Below are 24,079 nucleotides of genomic sequence, written 5' to 3'. Positions count from 1 at the left end.
TCCCCAACTAACACTAAGTGATTATCAACCACAGATTACTTATTCTTCGCTTGCAGCTTCTTCAGTTTTTTCTTCAACTTTAGCAGCTGGCGCTTCAGTAACCTCTTTCTTCACTTCGCGACGGTCATCTTTAGCAACAGCCATAGGTGATGCTTCAGTTACCGCGCCTTTAGTACGCATGATCATGTTACGAATAACAACGTCGTTATAACGGAAAGAAGTTTCTAATTCATCAATAACTGATTGCGGCGCTTCAACGTTAATTAAAACGTAGTGTGCTTTATGCAGTTTGTTGATTGGGTATGCTAACTGACGGCGACCCCAGTCTTCAAGACGGTGGATTTTACCTTCAGCGGCGTTGATCAAGTCAGTATAGCGCTGGATCATACCAGACACTTGTTCACTCTGATCAGGGTGAACCATAAATACGATTTCGTAATGACGCATTACGAGCTCCTTACGGTTGTAGCCTCTTAGCTGGCTCAGCCCAAAGCACCAGTATTGAGGCAAGGAACAAAAATATGTTCAGGCTGATTTAAGGTCGCGTATTGTAGGTAAAACAACCGATAAAGGCAAGCTTATTTAGTGATTATTTAATCACCGACGCGGTAAGCATTTTACTGTCTAACAGGTGAATAGATGTTTAAGTAAACGTTGTTAAGGCCCTGATGTTCTAACGGTGAAAATTCAATTTTAATATCAAGCTGTTGCGATGAAAAATTTTGTATTTCATTCAAAAAGCAAGTTGGAGTCATAGTGTTGATGCATTGCTTAGCTACTTGAGTAAATAAATAGCCATTCATATACCCTTCTAATTGAATACGATCCAAGTCAGAATAACCAGCAGCGTTCATGTCTTCAACAAATTGACGACAATATGCTTTTTTGCAATCTTTTGGATCGGGAAAGACTTCAGTGATCAATACATCACTGTGGTATTTAAGTAATGGGAATAAGTCAGCACTTGAAATAAAGGATACACTTGAAAAAAATGGCGTAAAATCTTGCTCATACGCTTGGTTAATTAATGTTGACAATGGTTTATATGTTCCCACAAAAGCGACCGCTTCAACTTTGTGTTTACGCAACAACATTAATGCAGTTTGTATATCTTCGGTATTTCTTCGATATCTTGCCGTTATCGTAGGCGTGACATGATAGCTTTCCATAATTTTCTTATAACCTTTCTCGACCGCATAGCCAAAATCATCCGCTTGGATCAATAAACCGATATTTTTAAATCCTCTGGTATTTATAAGGTAATCAAGTTGCGCCTTTACTTCTTGATAATAGCTAGCTCGCAAGGTAAAAATATTTTTAATTGCTGGCTTTCGAAGAAAATATGCACCGGTAAAAGGGGTTAAAAATGGTAACTTATTATTTTTAATGGTCTCGAGAATAGCTGCAGTTGTCGGTGTACCTACATAATTAAAGAAAGCAAAAAAATCACCTTGCTGAAGAAAATATTGCGTATTTTTAAGCGTATTGAACGGTTCATAACTATCATTTCGATGTGTCATTTCAATACGATAGCCTGGAAGTTCATTCTGATGATTTACTTTCTGAAAATAAACCTCTGCTCCCTGATTTAACCTGATACCAATTTGCGCCGCTGGTCCTTTCGTAACATTAGAGACAGCAAGCTTTATTAGGTTATCTTCATTGAATTGTGCATAGGTTAAAGTACTTAGCAATAATACAACAAGGTAAATAAGTATGTTAAGTATAAGTTTACCCCTTTTTAACTATCGTTAATGGTGATGTTACTGCAGCAATGTGCGCCCACTAGATCAACGGTTTAAGTTATTAATCTAATGGGTATTATAATAAACAAAATAAATGAACAGCGTAGCTATTTATTTAGGGTCTGTTGACCTTTCGCGTTTATTTTTGCAGCATTTTGGCTTGACGCTGACGAACAATTTCAAATAAACAAATACCTGTTGCCACTGATACATTTAAACTTGAAACATTCCCAGCCATTGGCAGCTTAACAAGTTGATCGCAATTTTCTTTAGTCAATCTACGCATACCTTTACCTTCTGCCCCCATGACAAGTGCCATTGGGCCATCTAGTTTTACATCATCATATAAGGAACAATCAGTTTCGCCTGCGGTGCCGACCAACCAGATACCTTGTTGCTGTAAAGACTTCATGGTTCTGGCTAAGTTAGTCACTTGAATCAACGGTACAGTTTCAGCTGCGCCAACCGCAACTTTTCGTACGGTGGCGCTTATTCGTGCCGCGTTATCTTTAGGTACAATAATCGCCTGCACCCCTGCCGCATCGGCATTACGTAAGCATGCACCTAAATTATGCGGATCAGTCACGCCATCTAAAATCAGTAAAAAAGGTAATTCATTTTTACGTTCAGCAGCGAATAACACATCATCTAAATCAGCTTCTGACAACTGTTTCTCTGGAGTTATTCTTGCTAGTACACCTTGGTGTTGCTCACCTTTCGCTTTATCGTCAAGCACCTTTCTCTGTACTACTTGCGTAGGAATGCCATACTTTCTTGATAAATTAACAATTGTAGATAATCGTTGGTCATCACGACCTTTTAATAGAAATAATTCTTTAAAGCGTTCCGGTTGGTTTTCAATTAGTGCTGTTACAGCATGAATACCAAAAGCCAATTCGTCATGTTTAGCCATTTTATCATTTAACCTTTTGTTTTCTTTCTCGCATTTTTACCAGGACGTGATTTCTTATTATTGTTGTTTTTTTTCTGGCTTGCTTTTGATTGTTTTTTCGATGTTGCTGGTGAGTTTTTTTTATCAACATTTTTTTGTAATTTGCGCTTTCTGGTTTTCGTTGCTGCCGTCTTAACGGGTTTTTTAGCAACCTTGTTAAGGGTATCCACCAATACTAAATCAATTTTCTTTTCTTCTAAGTTTACCGCAGCAACTTGCACTTCCAATTCATCACCTACGTGAAAACTATTGCCGGTTTTATCTCCCGTCAAACACATACGCGCATCATCAAAGTGATAAAAATCATGACCTAAAGAAGTAATATGCACTAATCCTTCGATATGAATGTTATGCAAGCGGACAAATAGGCCAAAGTTAGTAACAGTAGAAATTACCCCGGTAAAAACATCTCCTACATGATCTTGCATAAATTCACATTTAAGCCAATCTGCAACATCGCGCGTTGCATCATCCGCTCTTCGTTCTGTCATAGAACAATGTTCGCCCAATTCAGCGATTTGCTGCTGTTCGTAAAGATGATGCCCTTCATTTGCCTCAGAAGCTGATTGCGATTGCAATATTGCTTTAATCACACGGTGGATGACTAAATCAGGATAACGCCTGATCGGAGACGTAAAATGGCTATATGATGCTAACGCTAAACCAAAATGACCAATATTGTCATGCTGATAAACAGCCTGCTTCATCGAACGAAGTAACATGGTTTGTATTAGCTCTTGTTCTGGCCTGCCTTCTATTGTTGCTAAAATTGCGCTGTAGTCAGCAGGCTCAGGCCCATCTTCCATCGCCCCTTTTAGCGGCATAGTAATACCTAGCTCCGCTAAGTAGTTTACAAAATGCGTAAATTTTTCATCGTTAGGCTTATCATGTACGCGATATAGCCCAGGTTTTTGATGCGCTAAAACAAAGTTTGCTGTAGCGACATTTGCGAGAATCATGCACTCTTCAATTATTTTATGGGCATCATTTCGTAATAAAGGCTCTATAGACTCAATTTTACGATGTTCGTTAAACACAAAGCGTGTTTCTTGTGTTTCAAAAGCAATCGCACCTCTTTTTTCTCGCGCTATTTTTAGCGCTAAATATAATTGATTCAGTGTTTCAAGTTCAGGCACTCTGTCAGCATATTGCTCTCTAAGTTCTTGATCATCATTTAATATTGCAGCAACTTTCGTATACGTAAAACGTGCATGTGATTTAATAACCGCGGGATAAAATATACTTTCAGCTAACTCTCCTTCAGTATTTATCGTCATTTCACACACCATTGCCAAACGATCAACATCAGGGTTTAAAGAACATAAGCCGTTCGATAGTTTCTCTGGCAGCATCGGGATAACTTGGCTAGGAAAATATACGGAATTTCCTCGCGCTATTGCTTCATCATCTAAGGCACTTCCTGGACGCACATAATAACTTACATCGGCAATTGCCACCCATAAACGCCATCCACCGGTTGGTTCTTTTTGACAATATACTGCATCATCAAAATCTCGTGCATCTTCACCATCTATGGTAACTAAAGGAAGTTTGCGTAAATCTTTTCTGTTAGCCTTCGCCGGTTCATCCACTTCGTCATTGATCTGATTAACTTGCTCAAGCACACTACTAGGAAATTCATGTGGTAAATCATGTGCTCGTAGTGCTATATCTATTTCCATACCTGGCGCCATGTAATCGCCTAATACCTCGGATACTTTGCCAACGGCATTACTACGTTTACTGGGTCGCTGAATGATATCAACTACCACCATCTGCCCATGCCTTGCAGTCGAGCGCTCTTTTGGATCAATCAGAATATCTTGTTTAATTCTGGTATCTTCTGGCACAACAAATAAAATATTATGTTCAACAAAAAAGCGGCCAACAATACCGTGCTTGCGCGGTTCAATCACATCAATAATTTTAACTTCTTGTCGACCTTTACGGTCAGTTCTATCGACGATCATAGCTTCAACAATATCACCGTGTATAACACGCTGCATCTCATGTGAAGAAATAAATAAATCTTTACCTTTTGTTGCCTCTACAGGTTGGTCTGGAGTAAAAAAACCATACCCATCACGATGTCCACAAACCTTTCCGGTTAATAAACTGTTTTTAGGAGGAATTGCATACTGTTTAAATTTATTAAAGATCAGTTGTCCTTCATTTTCCATCGCACGCAAACGCCGTTTTAATCCAACGATGTGTTCATCACGTTGATAGTTTAATTTTTTACATAACGCTTTAAAGGTAGGAGGAATATTGGACGTTTCAATAACAGACAAGAGTTCTTCACGGCTAGCAACCGGAAACTCGTATTCTTGCTCAATGTTTTTTGGTTTTGAATCTTTAATAATCGTTTTTCTTCGTTAATGGACTGACGTTTTTATTATATCTTACTTCACCTAAGACACGTCAAATATTAACCACTTTTTATCGATAATAGGTCATTATCAAACGAAAGGTACTTTTCTTAGTAAAAAATTAGTTGTCTAATATTTTCCTTGCTTGGCCATATCTACAACACGCGTAGGCATTTTTTCTGCAAGATCAGACAGTAATATTGATATTTTTCTATGAATTTTCTTATCATCGGTTACAGAATGATGGAGTTGAGCATAGAGCTCAGGAAAGTCTAAGGGACTGCCGTTGCCTTCATTGTATATTTCAGCAAGGCGAATTTGAGCATTAAGATTTTGCAGGCTTGCCGCTTCTTTAAGGAAAATAATTGCCTGTCTCATATCTACCTGCATAAACTTTCCAACGTGATAATATCGGCCTAATTGCTCTAAAGCTTCTGGTAAACCTTGATCTGCAGCCTCTCTCATATAGTGTAATCCTAGTGGAATATCTTTTTTTATACATACTCCGTAAGCTAGCATGTCACCCCATAAAAACTGAAAAGCGGGCTTTTCTGAAATGGTTGCGCGAGCTTCAATATCTTGAACAAGTTGACATTCATCTATGACAACTTGGCTTAAATGCTTGTTTTCTTTTATTAAATCTAAAAGTATGTCATCCGTATATACTTGTACTGCTTTTATAGACGCACCATGTGTAAATAACGTTACACTGAATAACATTAAAAAACTGATTAATAATCGCAACATAACTACCCTACTTTAACGGTCAAAAACACGTTCAATAATGCCTTGTTATCGACACTTTTCAGAAAATTTTTAGTCCTTAATCATAAAAATTTATTAAAGACTTGGGGAATGACTAATAGCACAGAGCCCACTCATCGTTAATTCTATGCAAATTTAGCACCAAAAAGATTTAAACGCATTTGTTACTCAAACTTTACCCCCACGATAACAATATTAGAGCGTGTTGATTGTCCCAAATACTTCATTTTTTCTACCAAGTTGAACAATTATCTTCTATGATATTTATTCTACAATAAATAATACACCCTTAATATGTCACCATCATGTTGTGCCGAATGGAAACTCAACATAACAACATTAAAATATCAAATAGTTGAGAAAACATATGATAAAACAAATATGCATATCTGAATTAAAAGTAGGTCATTTTGTCGTCAATATTGCAAAGCAATCCGCGCAATATACGTTAACCAGTGCAGGTAATATTAAAAGTGACCGCGTTATTCAAAACTTGCTAAAAAAAGGTGTACAACAAGTTGTTATTGATACCGATAAAACACTTACTTTTGCACAAGATCAGGCCGAAATTGCACAGGAAAGCGTAAATGAACATGTAACGATTCAAGCTAAAGATGCGAAAGAAATTTTTTCAGTCTCGAAAGAGATCCAACAAAAAGTGTTTAACGATGCTGCACAAGGTAGACCATTAGATTTATCGCCTGTCACAGAGATTACAGATAGGGTCATTGAAGAAATTTTTAAGAATCCAAACGCACTTGCCAGTATTATAAACATCAGAAATAAAGATGAATATTTACTAGAGCATTCGATCTCAGTTTCTATCTTAATCACAATATTCGCCAAGTTTTTGAAACTTGATAAAAGCATTATTCAACAGCTGGCCATCGGCGCATTTTTGCATGATGTGGGCAAAATTATGATCCCAGAAGAAGTGCTCAATAAACCAGGTCGGTTAACTGAAGATGAATTTAGTATTATGAAATCTCACGTGACACATTCAATCGATATTATTCAACATACGCCAGGCATTTCAGAATTGAGTTTAGAAGTCGCAGCGTTACACCATGAAAAGCTCAACGGCCAAGGCTACCCTTTTAACATTCCTGGAGATCATATTTCTACTTACGGAAGAATGATTGCTATATGTGATATTTTTGATGCGTTGACCGCAGCAAGGTGCTACAAAGACGGCTACAGTCATGGTAAAGCCTTTGCAATTTTAAAAAACCTAGCCGATCAACAACATTTAGATGCGAGTTTAGTGACTAAATTTATTCAATGTATGGGGATTTATCCTGTAGGCACGCTAGTAGAATTAAACTCAGGTAAAGTTGCGATAGTTGAAGAAAAAAATGAAAAAGATTTATTAAACCCAAAAGTAAAGATTTTTTACAGCGCAAAACACCATCACTTTGTTGAAACCAAGTATATTGATTTATCTCAATCGGAAGATTTTATTATTAAAGGTATTAAGGCCGATGATCTAGATTTGGATATGCATCAGATCACCGAACAATTAATAACTGAAGGTTAGGGTCTGTTGATCTTTCGCGTTTTGTTCGAACAAAATTTAATCTCGAAAGGTCAACAACTCCTAGTCTAGGCCGCATTTTTTTCACGCTTATTGCGCGTAAACAGGCTCATTTTTTGCTTCGCTGATTGATATACACCTTTCTTAGTTCGCAACATAAGCAAACAAGGGGTTAATACCAGTGTCAAAATAGTGGCGAAAGCCAAACCGCCAGCAACTACCGTTGCCAATTGGGTCCACCATTGCGTAGAAGGCGCACCATACACAGCCGTGCGATTAAAAAAATCTAGATTGACTTGCATAACCATAGGCAATAAACCTAAAATCGTGGTGATAGTTGTTAGCATAACAGGGCGAAGGCGCTGTGCTCCGGTACTTAATACAGCATCCGTTGCTGACATGCCTCGCGATCGCAACACATTATAAGTATCAATTAATACAATGTTATTATTGACCACAATACCCGCTAATGAAATTACCCCTATTCCCCCCATCACTATTCCAAAGGGTTTTTGTACCAAAACAAGCGCTAAGAATACCCCTACCGTTGAAAACACCACGGCACTTAAAATTAAGAACGCTTGATAGAAACTATTAAACTGAGTAACCAAAATAATCGCCATCACAAATAAAGCGACGCCAAATGCATTGACCAAGAATGCTTGTGATTCTTGTTGATCTTCATTCTGTCCTTTCAGCTCAATATGTACTGTCGGCGCAATACCTAATGTTGGTAATTTCGCTTGTAAGGCAGGCAACTCTTTAAGCAGTTGAGCCCCCGTGATCAAGTTCGCTTGAATAGTAACCACTCGCCTACCATCAGTACGTCTGATAGTATCTACTTTAGGCGCTGGCACACGTTCAACAAAACTGCTTACTGGCACTAAGCCCGCAGAAGTTTTTATTCGTAGTGAATCAAGTCGCCCGATACTGCGTTTTTCTTGTGGAAACCTAACGCGAATATCTAATTCATCATCCACATCATCAGGTCTATATTCCCCAAGCTTTAAGCCATTCGTTACCATTTGTACCGTTGAACCAACTAAAGCGGCATCTGCGCCATAAGTTGCGGCTTTTTTACGATCAATATTAAGTTGCCACTCGATACCCGGTTTAGGCGCAGTATCTTCAAGATCGGTGAATTTTCCTGAATTCACTAACACCCCTCGTATCGCTTTTACTGCTTGCTCTAACTGCTCAGGAAAACGTGAACTTAGCTCAATGACAACATCTTTTCCGCTTTGAGGTCCATCTTCATTTTTTCTTGCTTCAAGTTCAACGCCTGCCATATCGGCAGTATTGGTCTGAATATTTTCAATAATTTCATCTGCTTTACGACGTAACTGCCAATTTAAAAAGTTAACTTGAAAGGTACCTACTATGTCATTGCCACCCGTTAAATTATATAAGGTGTCTATCCCTTTAATCGGTAAAATGCGTTGTTCAATATCACGCATAATGGCATCTTTCTCATATACGGAGAGATCGCCATGTGAGCGCACCACAATGGTTGCACTATTTGGCTCAACTTCTGGAAAAAACACAACGCCCAACTCTGAAGCACCGTAAAGGAACATCACTACAACAGACATGATGATGGTGCCAATAATCACTTTCCATGGATGTTTTATCGCTTTGGACAGTAAACCAATATATTTTGCTGTGAACCCCGTTAGTTGCGAAAAATCTCCTTTTTCGCTATCCAATACTTGTTGCTTTTGCTCATCTGACATCGGACGAGGCTTACCCAAAACTGTGCCTAACGTAGGAACAAAAATAAGCGCCATTGCGAGTGATGCTGTTAACACCGCTATCAAAGTAATAGGGAGGTATTTCATAAACTCCCCCATCATACCCGGCCAGAACATTAACGGTGCAAATGCAGCCAAAGTGGTTGCGGTTGAAGCGATAATCGGCCAAGCCATGCGTTTAGCCGCGTTTGCATAAGCTACTTGTTTAGATCTACCTTCACTCATTTCCCTATCTGCAAACTCGGTAACAACAATAGCGCCATCAACGAGCATACCTACCGCCATAATAAGACCAAAAAGTACAACGATATTTACTGTTAAGCCTGAAATCGCTAGTACTAAAATTCCAGTTAAAAATGCCCCTGGAATCGCTAAGCCAACTAACAAGGCAGTGCGTGCACCAAGTGCAGCAATAACCACGATAACGACGAGTAATACCGCTGATAACACATTATTTTGTAGATCATTCAAGGTGTCTTTAACGTCAACCGACTGATCGCCTACGTAATCAACCACAACTTGCTGCGGCCAACGTTGCTTTTTTTCAGCAATCAATTGTTTTACGTTATTAACAGTATTGATAATATTTTCACCCGAACGTTTTTTGACTTCCAGTGAAATTGAGCGTTCACCATTTAAGCGGGCAAACGTTGAAGGATCTTTATATGCTCTTCTTACCGTAGAAACATCTTCAAAGGTAATAACCTTGTCACCTTCCGCCTTTATGGGTAACTCTAATAAATCTTTAACTGATTCAAATACTGAAGGAACTTTAACGGCAAATCGCCCTTTACCAGTATCCATAGTACCTGCTGGTACTAAACGATTATTGCGATCGACTAACGTAAAAATATCGTTTTGATCTAATCCATAGCTTTCTAGCAGTAGTGGATCAACGATAATTTCAACCATATCTTCACGATCGCCACCGATATCTACTTCAAGCACTTCTTTCATGCCTTCAATATCATCTTTTAGATCTCGTGCTAACGTAAGCAAACCACGCTCTGTAACAGGTCCTGATAATATCACTGTTACCGCAGGCACTTGGTTGGCCATCGTCACTTCGTGTACCTCTGGCTCTTCAGTTTCTGAAGGCAACTTGGCTTTAGCTAGCGTTACTTTGTCACGAACATCTGCAAGTGCTTCTTTAGGATCAAGACCAGCTAAAAATTCCAAAGTAATAGACGCATGTCCTTCACTAGCGACTGCTGTCATTTCTTTTATGCCAGCAATAGATTTTAGCTCTTTCTCCATTGGGCGAACTAGCATTCTTTCAGCATCTTCCGGAGAAATTCCATCGTGAATCATCGACACATATATCATTGGAATTGTAATATCAGGATTCGATTCTTTCGCAATATTTGCGTAAGTGACAGCCCCAGAAATCAGCAATAAAATAAAAATAAGCAATACTGAACGAGTTCTCGTAAGGGCTCCGTCAATAATAGTCAGCATTATTCTTCCTTATCACTAACAGCATGAACCGCTTCAACACGATCGCCTTCGCGAACGAAGCCTTGCCCGAGGGTAATAACATCAGCTTGCGAACCAAGACCGGCAAGCCACATGCCATCATTTTCACTTTTAACAACATTAATTGGTGTAAATTTAACCGTATTATTATTTACCGTTTTGACACCCAAATTCCCTTGATCATCAAGCGCTAATAATGCTGGTGATACTTTAATCGCTTCGACTTGTTCAAACGCTAAAGAAATTTCACTACTCAGCCCTGAAAATAGCTTATTTTCATCATTGTTTATCGCTACTTCAATTTTAAATGTATTGGTATATTCATCAGCCAAACTTGCGATATATCGCACATCACCTGTGAATTTAGATTTGTTTAATAAGGTAACCTGTGCTTGTTGGCCTACTTTTATTTTGCTGACTTGATTTTCAGTAACATGAGCGGTAACAATCAAGGGATTTAAATCAGCAATAATGGCAACATCATCACCACCTTGTAAGTAATCACCTTGTTCAACAAAACGCGTATTAAGTACTCCATCAAACGGCGCCCGAATAACGGTGTTTTTTAAAGCAATCTCAAGTTGCGCGATCTGTGCTTTTATCGCCTGTAAATTAGCGTCTGCCTGACTGAGTTGAACCTCACCTTGGTAACCATCAGCATTTAACGTTTTAATACCGCGATATTCGATTTCTCGCTGAGCCAATAGTGCTTTAGCTTGATTAAGCTGCGCAGGAAGTTCATTGCTAGCCAATGTAATAATTTTTTGCCCTTGTGAAACTGCAGCGCCTCTATTAGCGTGTACTTTGACAACCTGACCAGAAATTTCCGCTTTTAACGTGGTAATTCTATCGGGAGCAGTACGACCATATAATTCGATCGCATCACTGACGGCATCAGCATACATCGTTTCCACTTTAACTTTAGGGATTACCTCTTGCTGTTGCTCGTTTTCAGCGGCCGACACTTTTACCTGAAACAGGCCGGACAACATCCACAATATTAACAAAATAGAAATGATAATCGCCAAAATATAGGGTCGTTGAGATAAGAAGGTTCTAAAATTGCTAATACGATTAGCCATGCTGACTCCAATGCCATTTACTTTTATAAGTAGGTGATTCTGATTTGGTTGCTAAAATTGATGATTTTTAATAATGCGCAGATAAAGTACACCGAACAGCCTATTCACGCAATGAGAAAGAAGATCTAAATTGTTAAAATTTGTATAAAAATTAACTTATTGGTGATACACGAAAATTGTTTTAATAAACATAAATACTTATGTTGATTTCACGTATTGCTGTTAACATTATAAAATGACCAGCACACAGGTAAATAGCTTTATTGACAAGAGAAAAACAGAGGGGTTTTCGCGCAAGAAACGAGGAAAATATTTCTTACGCGCTATAATATATGGCGACTCAAAGACGACTTTAGATTGAAAATGATGAACCACAACCACACGTTGTGCTTGCATTTGGATTATTCACTAAAAAGCGACTCCCTTCTAAGCCTTCATAATAGTCGACTTCGCCATCAACCAAATATTGTAAACTCATTGGATCAACAACCATGGTGACACCCTGTTTTTCGATTGTCATATCACCTTCATTGACTTTTTCATCAAAGGTAAAGCCGTACTGAAACCCTGAACAACCACCACCTGTTACGTAAACACGTAATTTTAGCTCTGGATTCTCTTCTTCTGTGATCAAAGCCAATACTTTACTTGCAGCGGCATCAGTAAATTTAATTGGTACTTCTGGATTTGACATAGATTTCAACTCTTACTTTAATATGCGGGAATTATCGTAAACTTGACCAATTTAATCAAGTATTAGCGACGTGGATTGTTCGGTCTTCTCGGTGACATCAGTCCATGAGTAACTTTGATCAATACGTTGGTACGCTTGCCATTTACTTTTTGGCAATATTGCCGACAACACAATTTGATCAACTGTGAAATGCTCTGGTAATGTTATTTCTCCTTCAATCACTTGAAAGTATTGAAAACTGAAACCTAATTGTTCCTTGGTAATTTCCGATACTTCACTCAATGCAAGTTTAGTAGGTTTATTCTGTAAGCTACCATGAAGTGCTAATTGAATGTGGCCCTTAGCATAACGTTTTCGTACTTTCTGTTGAACCAATACCACTTTAAACCGATAGTGGTGTTCGCTTGCGGTATTTGAAATCACAAACTGATCAATCACTACGCCATCAGCTTGTTTTTCTGGTGCCATTACTTTTTCATAAAACGCGAGATCTTTTTTCACTTTAAAGTGCTTTTGCTCTATGGTTGTTAATAGCTTTTGTGACTTTTGATTTGCCAAACGCTCAACCTCTAATTCAACTTCTAAGGTATTGATCCGACGAATATGATTTTCTTGCTGCTCGTATAGGTGATCTAAGCGTTTCTGCATTTGTTCAAGGGTATGCTGTTGAAAACCGTGAAAGAAATTTCCAATACGGTAACCACAAAAAAAACAGGTCACAATTAGCGCCAGTAACAATAATGAAGATCGAAAAGTGCCTAGACGCTCTACGATACTATTTAAATTTAATTTTGCTAACCAACTCATATAAAAAGTATTATGATACCAATGAAATACAACAATAATAACAAACAACAAGCTTCACACTATGATGAATAACTTAGCGCTAAAAAAACATCTTGCTCAACCCAAGACGTCTTGGCAGCTTTGTTTACTTGCTGCGTTAGGTGGCGTTGCTTCTGCCGCAATAGTGATACTTTTTACATTTAGCATCAAAGAACTACAAAATCTATACCTCGTCTTGTCTGCTAATTATATCAACTCTGACCTCGTAAGTCGTATGCTATTACCAATTATTGGTGCATTAGTTATATTATTGTCCGCTATGCTGACTGGTTATCAGTATTTACGCACCGGAATACCTTTTGTACTCCACCGTTTAAAAGTCGCTTACGGCGTGATGCCGCTAAGAAATACGGTTAATCAATTTATCGGCAGCACTCTAGCCATTGCTAGTGGCTTTTCAGTTGGTCGTGAAGGACCAGCGGTTCATTTAGGGGCCGCTTGTAGTAGCTACATTGGCAATAAATTACATTTACCTTTTAACACGGTCAGAACATTATGTGCCTGTGGCATCGCAGCTGCTATATCCGCTAGTTTTAACACACCGATTGCTGCAGTTATTTTTGTTATGGAAGTTATTTTACGTGAATATAAAGTGTACATATTCATTCCAATCATGATCGCAGCATTAGTTGGTTCTATGATCACACAAGGTGTATATGGCCCAGCACATCAATATGAATTTTTCGATAAAATTGATTTAACCGTTATTCATTATCCAATTTTAATGTTATTTGGTATTGCTCTAGGAATTTTAGCCTCTGTTTTTAATAAAAGCCTAACCACTTTAATCGCTTATTCAAGCCAATTCTCTTTAAAACGTAGACTACTTATCGCCGCATTAATTACGGGAATTTGTAGTGCTTTTGTTCCGGCCGCAATAAGTACAGATATTCAATTCAGTCATTTTAACACTGAGTTTTCTCAACCTGTCATGATGGTACTACTGTTGTTATTAGCTAAATTGCTCATGACCATTACAGCGCTAGGTTTAGGTATTCCTGGTGGTATTATCGGACCCATTTTAGTTATTGGTGCTATTTCAGGTGTTGTTGCCGCAGAAGCAGTTGTGCCCTTTTTACCCGGTGAACACCTCCCCACTGACTATGCTTTAATGGGTATGGCTGGCTTTATGGCTGCAACGTTAAACGCGCCTTTAGCTGCTTTATTAGCGGTGGTGGAGTTATCTGGTCAACTTGAAGTGATTGTGCCTGCCATGTTAGTTATATCAACGGCTTGTGTATCCTCCGGACAATTTTTTAAAAATCGCAGTGTATTCGTTATGCAATTAGAAGTGCAAAATTTACTGTACCGTCAACCTCCCATAGAAAAAACGTTACAACGTGTTGGTGTTTTAGCTGCAATGAACACAACATTCGAGTTAGTGAGTGATACCCATATTGATTATTTGAGCAACCGGTACTTAAAAGACGAAGGTAAAACATTACTTATTTCTCGCGCAGTAGACCAGCCTGAACTATTCATTTGGCATCAAGCGCGAGTATCAGAAGATAACAGCGTGCAATCATTTGATAATCATCCGCTCATTGCTATTGATAGTAGAGCAACCCTTGCTGAAGCATATAATGCGTTAAGTGATGCCCGCAGGGGCGCTGTTTATATTTACCAACAAGACCAGAGTAAAATTTTAGGCATATTGCCTTTTGCACAAATTCGCCGATTTTTACTCGAAGGAAATACAACGTCATGACAATTCTATGGTTAAAAGCTTTACATGTTAGTTTTATGGTTGCTTGGTTCGCTGGTATCTTTTATTTGCCACGTTTATTCGTCAATCATGCACAAGCAAAAAATCAACAGGTGATTGAACAATTAAAAGGGATGGAGAAACGTTTACTCTTTTTTATTACGCCTTTTGCTATTTTAACGGTGATATTCGGCTTATTGTTAATATATTCATACGGTTCTGCTTGGTTTAACAGTGCGATTTGGTTACATATTAAAATAACCTTAGTTTTCATTTTGCTGGCATACCATGGCTATTGCTTTCGCTTGTTGTACCTTTTTAAGCATGATAGAAATCAACGAAGTAGTCTTTTTTATCGCATTTTTAATGAAGTGCCTGTAATCATTTTATTTGCCGTGATTATTCTAGCTTACCTCAAACCTAGTTTTTGACAAAAGCACGCGTTTATTCATTCTAAATATCCATTGAATGTGCTATATTTCGGCGGATTTTTTTCGTGTATATCGCACGTAAAGTAAACACCATTCCATTACTTAGGAAAGACTATGATGACCTTCGAAGGTAGCCATATCCTTTCAGTTTCACAATTTGATCGTGAAGCTATTTCAAAAATCTTAACTGTCTCTGCACAAATGGCGCCGTATGCCATGCGTCAAAAACGGTGTCATGTATTAGAAGGCGCCATCCTTAATAACCTCTTTTTTGAACCTAGTACGAGAACACGAGTTAGTTTTGGTACTGCCTTTAATTTGCTTGGAGGCTTTGTTCGAGAAACCGTTGGCGAAGAAAACTCATCGTTAAGTAAAGGTGAATCACTATTTGATACCGCACGAGTCATTAGTGGTTATTCAGATGTTATCGCTATGCGTCACCCAAAAATGCACTCAGTCAGCGAATTCGCTACTGGTAGTAGTGTGCCGGTAATTAATGGTGGTGACGGCGCTAACGAACACCCAACACAAGCATTATTAGATTTATTTACCATTGAATCTGAAATGAAACCTTTTGGGCGCACATTAGATGGTTTACACATCACCTTAATGGGTGATTTAAAGCATGGCCGTACGGTACATTCGTTATCTAAACTTCTGAGCCTTTACAACAATATTACTGTCACAATGATTGCACCAGATGCACTTCAAATGCCTGATAACGTTATTGCTACACTTGAAAATGCAGGCCATAAAGTCATCCTTACGAATACAGTGGAAGGCAATCTTGACTGCGACGTTATCTACCAAACACGTATCCAACAAGAGCGTTTTGCCAGCCCTGGCGAGGCTGATCTATACCGCGGCCACTTTAGTTTGAATCGCGATATATACCAACAGTATTGTCAAGCACATACCGTAATAATGCATCCATTACCCAGAGATTCTAGGCCCGAGGCAAATGAATTAGATACCGATCTAAATGATTTAGATAATCTCGCTATTTTTAGGCAAGCACAGAACGGTGTACTGGTAAGAATGGCACTATTTGCATTGGCGCTTGGCGTTGAAAATTCACTAACAAAATATGAAAAACCGATCACTTGGTATACCAACAAAGCCGGTTAAGGACGTGATATGAACAAATCAGAACAACTTTTCGAACATGCAAAACAAATTATTCCTGGTGGCGTAAATTCTCCCGTTCGTGCTTTTAATGGTGTAGGCGGCACACCATGCTTTATTGAACATGCTGATGGCGCATATATCTTTGATGCAAATGGTAAAAAATACATCGATTACGTAGGCTCATGGGGCCCGATGATTTTAGGTCATAACCACCCTGCGATTAAAAAGGCGGTTATTGAAGCTGCTGAAAATGGTCTTAGTTTTGGTGCCCCAACCGAAATTGAAATCACTATGGCAGAAAAAGTACGTGAAATTGTTCCTTCGATGGAGCAATTACGCATGGTGAGCTCAGGTACAGAAGCAACCATGAGTGCTATTCGTTTAGCCCGTGGCTTTACCGGCAGAGATAAAATTTTAAAGTTTGAAGGCTGCTATCATGGCCACGCTGACTCACTGCTTGTTAAAGCCGGTTCAGGGGCTTTAACCATGGGCGTACCAAATTCACCAGGGATCCCTGAAGATTTTGCTAAGCACACTATCACAGTGAGTTTTAACGATATAGAACAAGTTAAACAAGTCTTTAGCGAGATAGGCGATCAAATCGCTTGTATTATCGTAGAGCCTGTTGCAGGCAATATGAATTGTATTCCACCTGTTGCAGGATTCCTTGAAGGCTTACGTGTTGTGTGTGATCAATATCAATCTGTACTCATCTTCGATGAAGTGATGACAGGCTTTCGCGTGGCATTAGGTGGAGCTCAAGCTCATTACAATATTACCCCTGATTTAACCACTTTAGGAAAAGTTATCGGTGGTGGTATGCCAGTTGGTGCTTTTGGTGGTAAAAAAGAAATTATGGATTACATCGCACCAGTAGGGCCAGTTTATCAAGCAGGCACGCTTTCTGGAAACCCACTTGCGATGGCAGCAGGTTTAGCTTCTTTACAGGAATTAAGCCAGGGTAATAAGCACGAGAAGCTTACTGCTAATACAGAAGCGTTAGCTAAAGGGTTTAAAGCTGCTGCTGATAGTCATAACATACCGTTATCTATCAACTACGTAGGCGCAATGTTTGGCTTTTTCTTTACCGAAGAACAGCAAATAACAAGCTTTTCACAGGCCACAGCATGTGACGGTGAAATATTTAAACGGTTCTATCATCTAATGCTCGAAGAAGGCATTTATTTAGCGCCATCAGCATTTGAGGCAAGCTTTTTATCAACCGCACATTCTGATGAAGATATTGCAAAAACACTTGCAGCGGCTGAAAAGTGTTTTGCTATGTTAGCAAAACACTAATAGCGACGAAAAAAGGCGACTAAAATTAGTCGCCTTTCGCTTTTAACGATTTATTCTACTTTTATTTTTACAGTTTGTAGCTCACTCTGTAACCAATTGTAGGCTTGCTGCCACCCCAACTCCAACCCAGAAAAAACACGACAATTCCATTTGTCTATAGCACGTAATGCTTGTAAATTATTCGATATTTGTTGTGCTTCTTTTGAATAATATACAAAGGCTATCGCTTTTAAATGCGCATAAGACGCAACACTTAGTTTTGCTTCATAGCTATAAGTATAGTGATTAACTTTATTAATAAGCATTGCAAAATTATTGCAAAACCTTGATTGAATAAAATGATGACATTCATCCACCATTTCAAGATCCATCACTATGCCTTCATCGACTACAACTTCTACAATATTGTTAGAAAGCAGATTAAATTGCCCGAAACTCAAGCGATGTTTCATCTTTGCTTCCTTACAAATACCACAAAGTGTTTGCAGTTTTTTTGCGTAAACACGCCATACAAACATAGCGGTATTATTGTAAGAATTCAAACAAATCTGGTGGGAAAATCAAGCTAAGGAGAGTTTTTAAAACTAACCTGATGTTTTCGAAGTTAATTACATGGCAAATTGGTATAACTTAAATGGGCACGCATTTATTATCATCTCTATCATTGATAGAGCTAACATTAAGGCAAAAGTAATAGGCAAAAAAAAACCGGCAAAAGCCGGTTTTTTTGCATAACGTAATAAATTAACGTTTTGAAAATTGTGGACGTTTACGTGCTTTATGTAAACCAACTTTCTTACGTTCAACTTTACGTGCATCACGAGTAACGAAACCTGCTTTACGTAATTCGCTACGTAATGTTTCATCATATTGTAATAATGCACGAGTAATACCGTGACGAATTGCACCCGCTTGACCAGTACTACCACCACCGGCAACAGTAATGTTAAAGTCAAACTTTTCAGCTACTTCTGCAACATCGATAGGTTGACGAACAACCATACGTGCAGTTTCACGTGCAAAGTATTCTGTAATGTCACGCTTGTTAATTGTAATTGCACCACTACCAGCTTTCATGAACACACGAGCAGTAGAGCTCTTACGACGACCAGTACCGTAATATTGATTATCAGCCATTGCTTACAGCTCCAAAGGTTGTGGTTGTTGTGCAGCATGCTTGTGCTCAGGGCCAGCATACACTTTTAACTTGCGGTACATTTCACGACCTAAAGGTCCTTTAGGAAGCATACCTTTAACAGCGAATTCAATCGCACGCTCTGGCGCTTTTTCAATTAGTTTTTCAAAACTAATTTGCTTTAAACCACCAGGGAATTCTGTGTGCGAGTAGTAAATTTTACCCTTCGCTTTGTTACCAGTTACTTTTACTTTCTCTGCGTTAACAACTACGATGTAGTCACCTGTATCACAGTGAGGCGTGTATTCTGGCTTGTGCTTACCGCGTAAACGGCTAGCAATTTCAGTAGCGATACGACCAAGAGTTTTATTCTCAGCGTCCACTAAAAACCATTCGCGTTCTACGCTTTCTGGCTTAGCTACAAAAGTTTTCATTTGAAAAACCCAATATTAAATATGTTACTTAAAAAACAGCTTCACGCTGCAGTTCAATAAGACTTCGCTGTACCCCTTCGAGTATCGAGCCCTTTGTTTACGGTTTGGGAAAAACCTAATAAACAAAATTGTAACGTTAGGGAGCGCAGGATTATACAGAAAAAAAAACATAAGATCACGTACAAATTTTAATCTTTGATGATTTTGTACATTTTTTTAAAAATTAGCCAATTAACATCAACATACCGCTTGGCAAACATTATTTGTCTGAGCAAAAAGCCGTAAAGGTAATTGATTAATGTCGATTACAGAATTTACACTTGATAACCACCTACCAAAGCAGGCGGTAGATGGTTATTACGTTATTAGCGAATACTTAAAAATGTACAATCGCTCCAGCAAAGATGCCTTCAAATTCAATATTAGCATATAAATTATTGATGTCTTCGAGCTCTAACTTAACAGCACGATAACCTAAAGTTAGGCTAACATCCACCGCTAAATTATCAATAACATCGTAACTAACACCTGCTTGATAATCATATAACGTGTGATCATCCAAAGATAAAAAATTGCCTCGAGCAAATACGTTTACTCCGGTGAATGGTAAACCTACGATGGTAGAAGCATATAGCATGGGCACTATTTCATCTGTTGATAATGAGCCGGTAACTTGCGTCGTCGTTGTTGTACCATCGTTAGACACGTTAGCTAACCCAGAGACTGAAACGTCTCCGTCAAAATCACGCCCTGTAATACCGAGATCAAACGAAAACAGACCATTATCAAAAAATTCATAATATAAGGTATAGTCGGTATAGCTTACATCAAAGTTTGCGTTTAATTGATTATTCGCTTCAAACGTATAATCATCAAACACAAAGTCTGAATCAAATTGAGTCGCGCCTTTAGTTGCGAAATCTGTTTGCGAAATCATCGCATTGGGAATAAAGGGTAATGGATGTTCTACGGCAATAAACAATGAACCTTGTTGTTCATCTTTAAGATTAAAATTTCTTTGCCCGCCACTTTCGCCAAATACACCAGATGCTTCGTTGTCCCATATATGACCACCTAAGTAGACGCCAATTGCATCTGCTTGTACTGATGAGCTAAACATTATTGTTGATATAGCGGTTGCTATTAATTTATTCATTGGTTTATCCCTGACTTAATAAATCATTTAAATCGATAAGTGCGGCATTAGCTCGCGATATATAATTAGCCATCACTAAAGAGTGATTTGCCAAAATGCCAAATCCGTCGCCATTGAGAATCATCGGACTCCAAATAGCTTCTTGGCTTGCCTCTAATTCACGAATAATTTGTTGTAAACTCACTTTAGCATTTTTCTTTGCTAATACATCATTAAAATCAATTTCAATCGCTTTTAAAAAGTGTAATAACACCCAACTTGCGCCACGCGCTTCATAAAATTCATTATCAATTTGCCACCAACTTGTTTTTACCTGTTGTTGCTGGTTTGCGTAGGTTGATTGACTTGCCACATCATCACCCGCTAAATCAGTATTAAGTTGTTCGCGTCCAACACTTGCACTTAATCGTTGTGAGTAACTTCCCATACGTTTAGTAACTTCTTGTAACCAATCACGTAAATTATCTGCTCTGGCATAAAATTGTGCGTCTTGTGAGTTAACTTCAGTGAGTTGCTTACGATAAATATAAAGTGCATCAATGGCTTTTTGATACTCATTTTCAGCACTCGGCATTGCCCAGCTCGTATGATCAATGTTTAATTGTGGCTGTGCTATTTTTAATTGCGTATTTTCAACCGATTGCGACTGAGAACGACTAAACTCTTGTCGCATTACCAGCGCCATATCGCGGATCATTTCTAACGCGCCAAATTCCCATGCAGGAATATTGTCAAGAAACACTGAAGGCGGTAAGGCATCATTAGCCAAATATCCACCGGGCTTGTTTAATATCGTTTCTGTCACTCTTATTAACGCAGTGGTTGTGGTATAACCAACAACGGGGGATACATTTTCAGTTTTTGCCGCGTCGATTACCTCTTGTCTAATGTCTAACTTTTCAGGCTCAAAACTCCAATAAACACCTAAAAAGTAAAGCGCTAGGCAAATAATGCCAACGATGGAGGTAACGGTTTTTACTGACACGTTAAGATTCATAACTCACTCCTAATGATGATTATGTGGATGCGCTTTTTCGCTTTTCCGTTTAATGCTTTCAACCGGTAATGTAATAGCCAAACGCTCTCCGCCTTCAAAATGCAAACTTAAAGCAACGTTGTCACCGGCACTTAAAGGCTCCTTAAGTTCGAAAATCATTAAATGTAACCCTGACGGCTGTAATGTCACTGTGTCATGCATGTTAATTTCGATCGCATCAAGCTGACGCATTTTCATCATGCCATCCGACATTTGATGCTCGTGAATCTCGATTCTAGAACTAATATCACTGCTTGCACCAATTAGCTTTTTATTTTTCATACTATGGTTACTAATCGTCATATATGCAGATGAAACATCAGTACCAGGTATTGTTGCTCGTATATAACCATTTTCTATCGTCACTTTTTGATCTGCATGAGCAATATGCGTTAATAATACCAACACACTGGCAAATGCCACCGACATCCATTTCTGACAAGTCTTTGTGAAAAATCTAATATTCATGGCTTGCTATCTTTCCTTTATATACTCATATTATATTCATACTGCCATTGTAACTAAGCTAATTTCAAATGGATAATTTAATTCTTTCAAATTTACAAAATAATGTTTTGCACATCACTATTAATCGCTTCGACAAAAAAAATGCATTAAATTCAAAAATGTATTTAACATTGTGTGATTTACTCGCATCAGCTGCAACGAACGATAAAGTGAATAGTGTACTCATTCAAGGCAACGAAAGTTGCTTTTGTGCCGGCAACGATTTAGCTGACTTCATTAAGCATGCTAATGATGACGACCTTGCTGCCTTTCAATTTGTCAAAGCACTAGTACATTTCAACAAACCTCTGATTGCTGCAGTTGCAGGCCCCGCTGTTGGTATTGGTACCACTATGTTGCTTCATTGTGATTATGTTATCGCAACAAAAGACGCAAAATTAAAACTACCGTTTAGTCAGTTAGGGCTTTGTCCAGAAGCCGCTTCAAGCACTTTATTACCGCTAAAGTTAGGTCATAACAAAGCTTTTGAATTACTTGTACTGGGCGATACGTTTAGTGGACAATACGCACACGACATTGGTTTAGTTAATAAAATCACCTCTGATGAAACGTTACTTTCTGATGCACTGGCAGTGGCTGAAAAAATAGCGAAACTACCTGCAGATGCCACTCAAACAAGCCGACGCTTAATTAAACAAGCAACACAACCACAGGTACTTAAGGCAATTGAACAAGAAGCTATAGAGTTTTCAAGGTTAATACAAACAAACGATTGCCAGCAAATACTGCAACGTTTTTTTAATTAACGACGTTCTCTAAAGAGCTAATATCACTTAGCTCTTTAACTTTTTAATTTTCTTTTTAAGCTCTTTCACCTTGTCTGCTAGTTTTTCTTCGTCGTTTAACTCAATACTCGTTAACGTTTTTTCTGCTATATCATATTTTTTCTGATGCATGTATAACTGCGCTAACCTTAATTGGCTCCATTTCTCATACTGCTTACTATTTTTTACTTGGCTATTTTGCAAGGCATGAATACCTACTTCTACCTCTTCACCAGTTTCTGCTGCTAACTTACCTTGTTGATAAAGCGCTTTCGTTTTTTCTTCATCGTTTTGCGCAAATTTAACGGCAAGTTTGAAGTCTTCGCGTGCTTTTTGCCATGCTTTATCATCCATGCTTGTTATTGCACGATAGAAGTACAATTCACTACTTTCAGGGTATTTCACCAATCCTTCTGCTAGTGTTTTGTAAGCTTCTTGTGGTTTTTCATTGGCTCGGTAAATAGTGGCAAGATGCTTATACCCTTTCACTGGTGCAATTGTTAATAGTTTTTTCGCATATTGTGTTGCTTTATCTATATCTCCACCAGCAATACCTGGCGCATGTAAATAAAAACCAATCGCCGTATCAAGTGCTTCAATATAGTTAGGTTTCAAGGTTAATGTTTTTTCTATCGATTCAACAAAATCTTCCGCATAGCCCAACTTTGAAAAAATACTTGCCTGTTGAGCCATAATAATTGCACTGACTGAAAAATAGTAATTAACTTGCGCATTTGATGCGTGTTGTTCTTGTAATACTTCAAAATAATCAAATGCTGGCTCTCCATCTTCATTTGATAAAAGTAAACGCCCTTTGGCTATTTTAGCAGGTAAAGTTTGCTTAACATCATCAGGCAAGGCTGAATATTCAGTTTTAGCTAACGCAATATCTTGTTCAGTTAATGCTTTCTCCACTTTTTCCATTGTTGAAGCAACACTTGCTGAGCATAAAGAAAACCATATTATTAGTATTAGCGCTTTCATTTATTATCCTTTGTCCATATTTTGTAAATTAAGATTAGGGCCTGTTGATCTTTCGCGCTTATTTTTGCAGCAGTTTATTGGTATTTAGACAAGGCATTGCGATTAATGTGTGGTTATTCCACATGAAAAAGCAATAACGACGTATAAATACCAAAAAAACGCTGCCCTTTGGGTTGAGCTAAACGCTATTTCTTCATCGTTGTTCGCAATTTACATGGAATAACCATGCGACATTGCTCACGTCTTGAACAAAAAGCGTTTAGTT

The 24,079-nt window shown here is 38.4% G+C and carries 22 protein-coding genes; 6 read left to right on the top strand and 16 right to left on the bottom strand.

Features of this window, described 5'->3' with window-relative positions; translation table 11 throughout:
- Nucleotides 1–39: 39 nt before the first annotated feature.
- The 5 genes from rpsF to BI291_RS16555 form a co-directional block, all read right to left on the bottom strand.
- Entirely contained in the window at nucleotides 40–447 is a 408-nt protein-coding gene (gene rpsF / locus BI291_RS16575; RefSeq protein WP_074500229.1) for a 30S ribosomal protein S6, read from the bottom strand.
- 170 nt (nucleotides 448–617) lie between these two features.
- A complete protein-coding gene (locus BI291_RS16570; RefSeq protein WP_074500226.1) occupies nucleotides 618–1,694 on the bottom strand; it encodes an ABC transporter substrate-binding protein in 1,077 nt (358 codons plus the stop codon).
- A gap of 190 nt (nucleotides 1,695–1,884) precedes the next feature.
- Nucleotides 1,885–2,658 carry a 23S rRNA (guanosine(2251)-2'-O)-methyltransferase RlmB gene (rlmB, locus tag BI291_RS16565; protein ID WP_074500223.1) on the bottom strand — a complete coding sequence of 258 codons (774 nt, stop codon included), beginning with the start codon at nucleotides 2,656–2,658 and terminating at the stop codon, nucleotides 1,885–1,887.
- Nucleotides 2,659–2,666: 8 nt separating this feature from the next.
- The gene (gene rnr / locus BI291_RS16560) at nucleotides 2,667–5,033 is read right to left on the bottom strand and encodes a ribonuclease R (protein ID WP_368482982.1); all 2,367 of its coding nucleotides are present in this window, start codon (nucleotides 5,031–5,033) and stop codon (nucleotides 2,667–2,669) included.
- 162 nt (nucleotides 5,034–5,195) lie between these two features.
- Nucleotides 5,196–5,813 (bottom strand): tetratricopeptide repeat protein, encoded by a 618-nt coding sequence (locus tag BI291_RS16555; protein WP_074500218.1) that lies wholly within the window; start codon nucleotides 5,811–5,813, stop codon nucleotides 5,196–5,198.
- 385 nt (nucleotides 5,814–6,198) lie between these two features.
- On the opposite strand from BI291_RS16555, the gene BI291_RS16550 reads away from it, so the two are divergent.
- A complete protein-coding gene (locus BI291_RS16550) occupies nucleotides 6,199–7,368 on the top strand; it encodes an HD-GYP domain-containing protein (protein ID WP_074500216.1) in 1,170 nt (389 codons plus the stop codon).
- Between the two features lie 65 nt (nucleotides 7,369–7,433).
- Here the strand turns inward: BI291_RS16550 and BI291_RS16545 are convergent, their stop codons facing one another.
- From BI291_RS16545 to BI291_RS16530, 4 genes are all read right to left on the bottom strand, one after another.
- A complete protein-coding gene (locus BI291_RS16545; protein ID WP_074500215.1) occupies nucleotides 7,434–10,574 on the bottom strand; it encodes an efflux RND transporter permease subunit in 3,141 nt (1,046 codons plus the stop codon).
- Nucleotides 10,574–11,674, bottom strand: coding sequence for an efflux RND transporter periplasmic adaptor subunit (locus BI291_RS16540; RefSeq protein ID WP_074500214.1), 1,101 nt, complete (start codon nucleotides 11,672–11,674; stop codon nucleotides 10,574–10,576). Before BI291_RS16540 ends, BI291_RS16545 begins: the two co-directional genes overlap by 1 nt.
- 352 nt (nucleotides 11,675–12,026) lie before the next feature.
- The gene (erpA, locus tag BI291_RS16535; RefSeq protein ID WP_074500213.1) at nucleotides 12,027–12,368 is read right to left on the bottom strand and encodes an iron-sulfur cluster insertion protein ErpA; all 342 of its coding nucleotides are present in this window, start codon (nucleotides 12,366–12,368) and stop codon (nucleotides 12,027–12,029) included.
- 51 nt (nucleotides 12,369–12,419) lie between these two features.
- On the bottom strand, nucleotides 12,420–13,088 hold the full coding sequence (locus BI291_RS16530; protein ID WP_254849605.1) for a DUF6776 family protein: 669 nt from the start codon (nucleotides 13,086–13,088) through the stop codon (nucleotides 12,420–12,422).
- A gap of 148 nt (nucleotides 13,089–13,236) precedes the next feature.
- Between BI291_RS16530 and BI291_RS16525 the strand changes: the two genes are divergently transcribed.
- The 4 genes from BI291_RS16525 (at nucleotide 13,237) to hemL (ending at nucleotide 17,777) form a co-directional block, all read left to right on the top strand.
- Nucleotides 13,237–14,922 carry a chloride channel protein gene (locus BI291_RS16525; RefSeq protein ID WP_083602143.1) on the top strand — a complete coding sequence of 562 codons (1,686 nt, stop codon included), beginning with the start codon at nucleotides 13,237–13,239 and terminating at the stop codon, nucleotides 14,920–14,922.
- Nucleotides 14,919–15,350: a CopD family protein gene (locus BI291_RS16520; RefSeq protein WP_074500212.1), complete on the top strand. Its 432-nt coding sequence runs from the start codon at nucleotides 14,919–14,921 to the stop codon at nucleotides 15,348–15,350. The genes BI291_RS16525 and BI291_RS16520 overlap by 4 nt, the downstream gene beginning before the upstream one ends.
- Before the next feature lie 114 nt (nucleotides 15,351–15,464).
- On the top strand, nucleotides 15,465–16,478 hold the full coding sequence (locus BI291_RS16515; RefSeq protein ID WP_217693848.1) for an aspartate carbamoyltransferase: 1,014 nt from the start codon (nucleotides 15,465–15,467) through the stop codon (nucleotides 16,476–16,478).
- A gap of 9 nt (nucleotides 16,479–16,487) precedes the next feature.
- Nucleotides 16,488–17,777 carry a glutamate-1-semialdehyde 2,1-aminomutase gene (gene hemL, locus BI291_RS16510; protein WP_074500211.1) on the top strand — a complete coding sequence of 430 codons (1,290 nt, stop codon included), beginning with the start codon at nucleotides 16,488–16,490 and terminating at the stop codon, nucleotides 17,775–17,777.
- 50 nt (nucleotides 17,778–17,827) lie between these two features.
- Here hemL and BI291_RS16505 read toward each other — a convergent pair whose 3' ends face one another.
- The 6 genes from BI291_RS16505 to BI291_RS16480 form a co-directional block, all read right to left on the bottom strand.
- The gene (locus tag BI291_RS16505; RefSeq protein WP_074500210.1) at nucleotides 17,828–18,229 is read right to left on the bottom strand and encodes a hypothetical protein; all 402 of its coding nucleotides are present in this window, start codon (nucleotides 18,227–18,229) and stop codon (nucleotides 17,828–17,830) included.
- Between the two features lie 292 nt (nucleotides 18,230–18,521).
- Nucleotides 18,522–18,914: a 30S ribosomal protein S9 gene (gene rpsI, locus BI291_RS16500; protein ID WP_074500209.1), complete on the bottom strand. Its 393-nt coding sequence runs from the start codon at nucleotides 18,912–18,914 to the stop codon at nucleotides 18,522–18,524.
- A gap of 3 nt (nucleotides 18,915–18,917) precedes the next feature.
- Nucleotides 18,918–19,346: a 50S ribosomal protein L13 gene (gene rplM, locus BI291_RS16495; protein WP_074500208.1), complete on the bottom strand. Its 429-nt coding sequence runs from the start codon at nucleotides 19,344–19,346 to the stop codon at nucleotides 18,918–18,920.
- Between the two features lie 376 nt (nucleotides 19,347–19,722).
- Nucleotides 19,723–20,502 (bottom strand): TIGR04219 family outer membrane beta-barrel protein, encoded by a 780-nt coding sequence (locus tag BI291_RS16490; RefSeq protein WP_074500207.1) that lies wholly within the window; start codon nucleotides 20,500–20,502, stop codon nucleotides 19,723–19,725.
- A 4-nt stretch (nucleotides 20,503–20,506) separates the two neighbouring features.
- Nucleotides 20,507–21,499, bottom strand: a complete 993-nt coding sequence (locus BI291_RS16485; RefSeq protein WP_074500206.1) for a DUF2333 family protein — start codon at nucleotides 21,497–21,499, stop codon at nucleotides 20,507–20,509.
- A 9-nt stretch (nucleotides 21,500–21,508) separates the two neighbouring features.
- Nucleotides 21,509–22,006 (bottom strand): copper chaperone PCu(A)C, encoded by a 498-nt coding sequence (locus BI291_RS16480; RefSeq protein ID WP_074500205.1) that lies wholly within the window; start codon nucleotides 22,004–22,006, stop codon nucleotides 21,509–21,511.
- Nucleotides 22,007–22,074: 68 nt separating this feature from the next.
- On the opposite strand from BI291_RS16480, the gene BI291_RS16475 reads away from it, so the two are divergent.
- A complete protein-coding gene (locus tag BI291_RS16475) occupies nucleotides 22,075–22,812 on the top strand; it encodes an enoyl-CoA hydratase (protein ID WP_074500204.1) in 738 nt (245 codons plus the stop codon).
- Nucleotides 22,813–22,839: 27 nt separating this feature from the next.
- Here BI291_RS16475 and BI291_RS16470 read toward each other — a convergent pair whose 3' ends face one another.
- Entirely contained in the window at nucleotides 22,840–23,814 is a 975-nt protein-coding gene (locus tag BI291_RS16470) for a lipopolysaccharide assembly protein LapB (protein ID WP_074500202.1), read from the bottom strand.
- Nucleotides 23,815–24,079 lie beyond the last annotated feature (265 nt).

The organism is Thalassotalea sp. PP2-459 (assembly GCF_001913705.1).
GTDB lineage: Bacteria > Pseudomonadota > Gammaproteobacteria > Enterobacterales > Alteromonadaceae > Thalassotalea_C > Thalassotalea_C hakodatensis.
The sequence above is the reverse complement of the archived record's forward strand: the minus strand, read 5'-3'. Positions and strand labels throughout refer to the sequence as shown.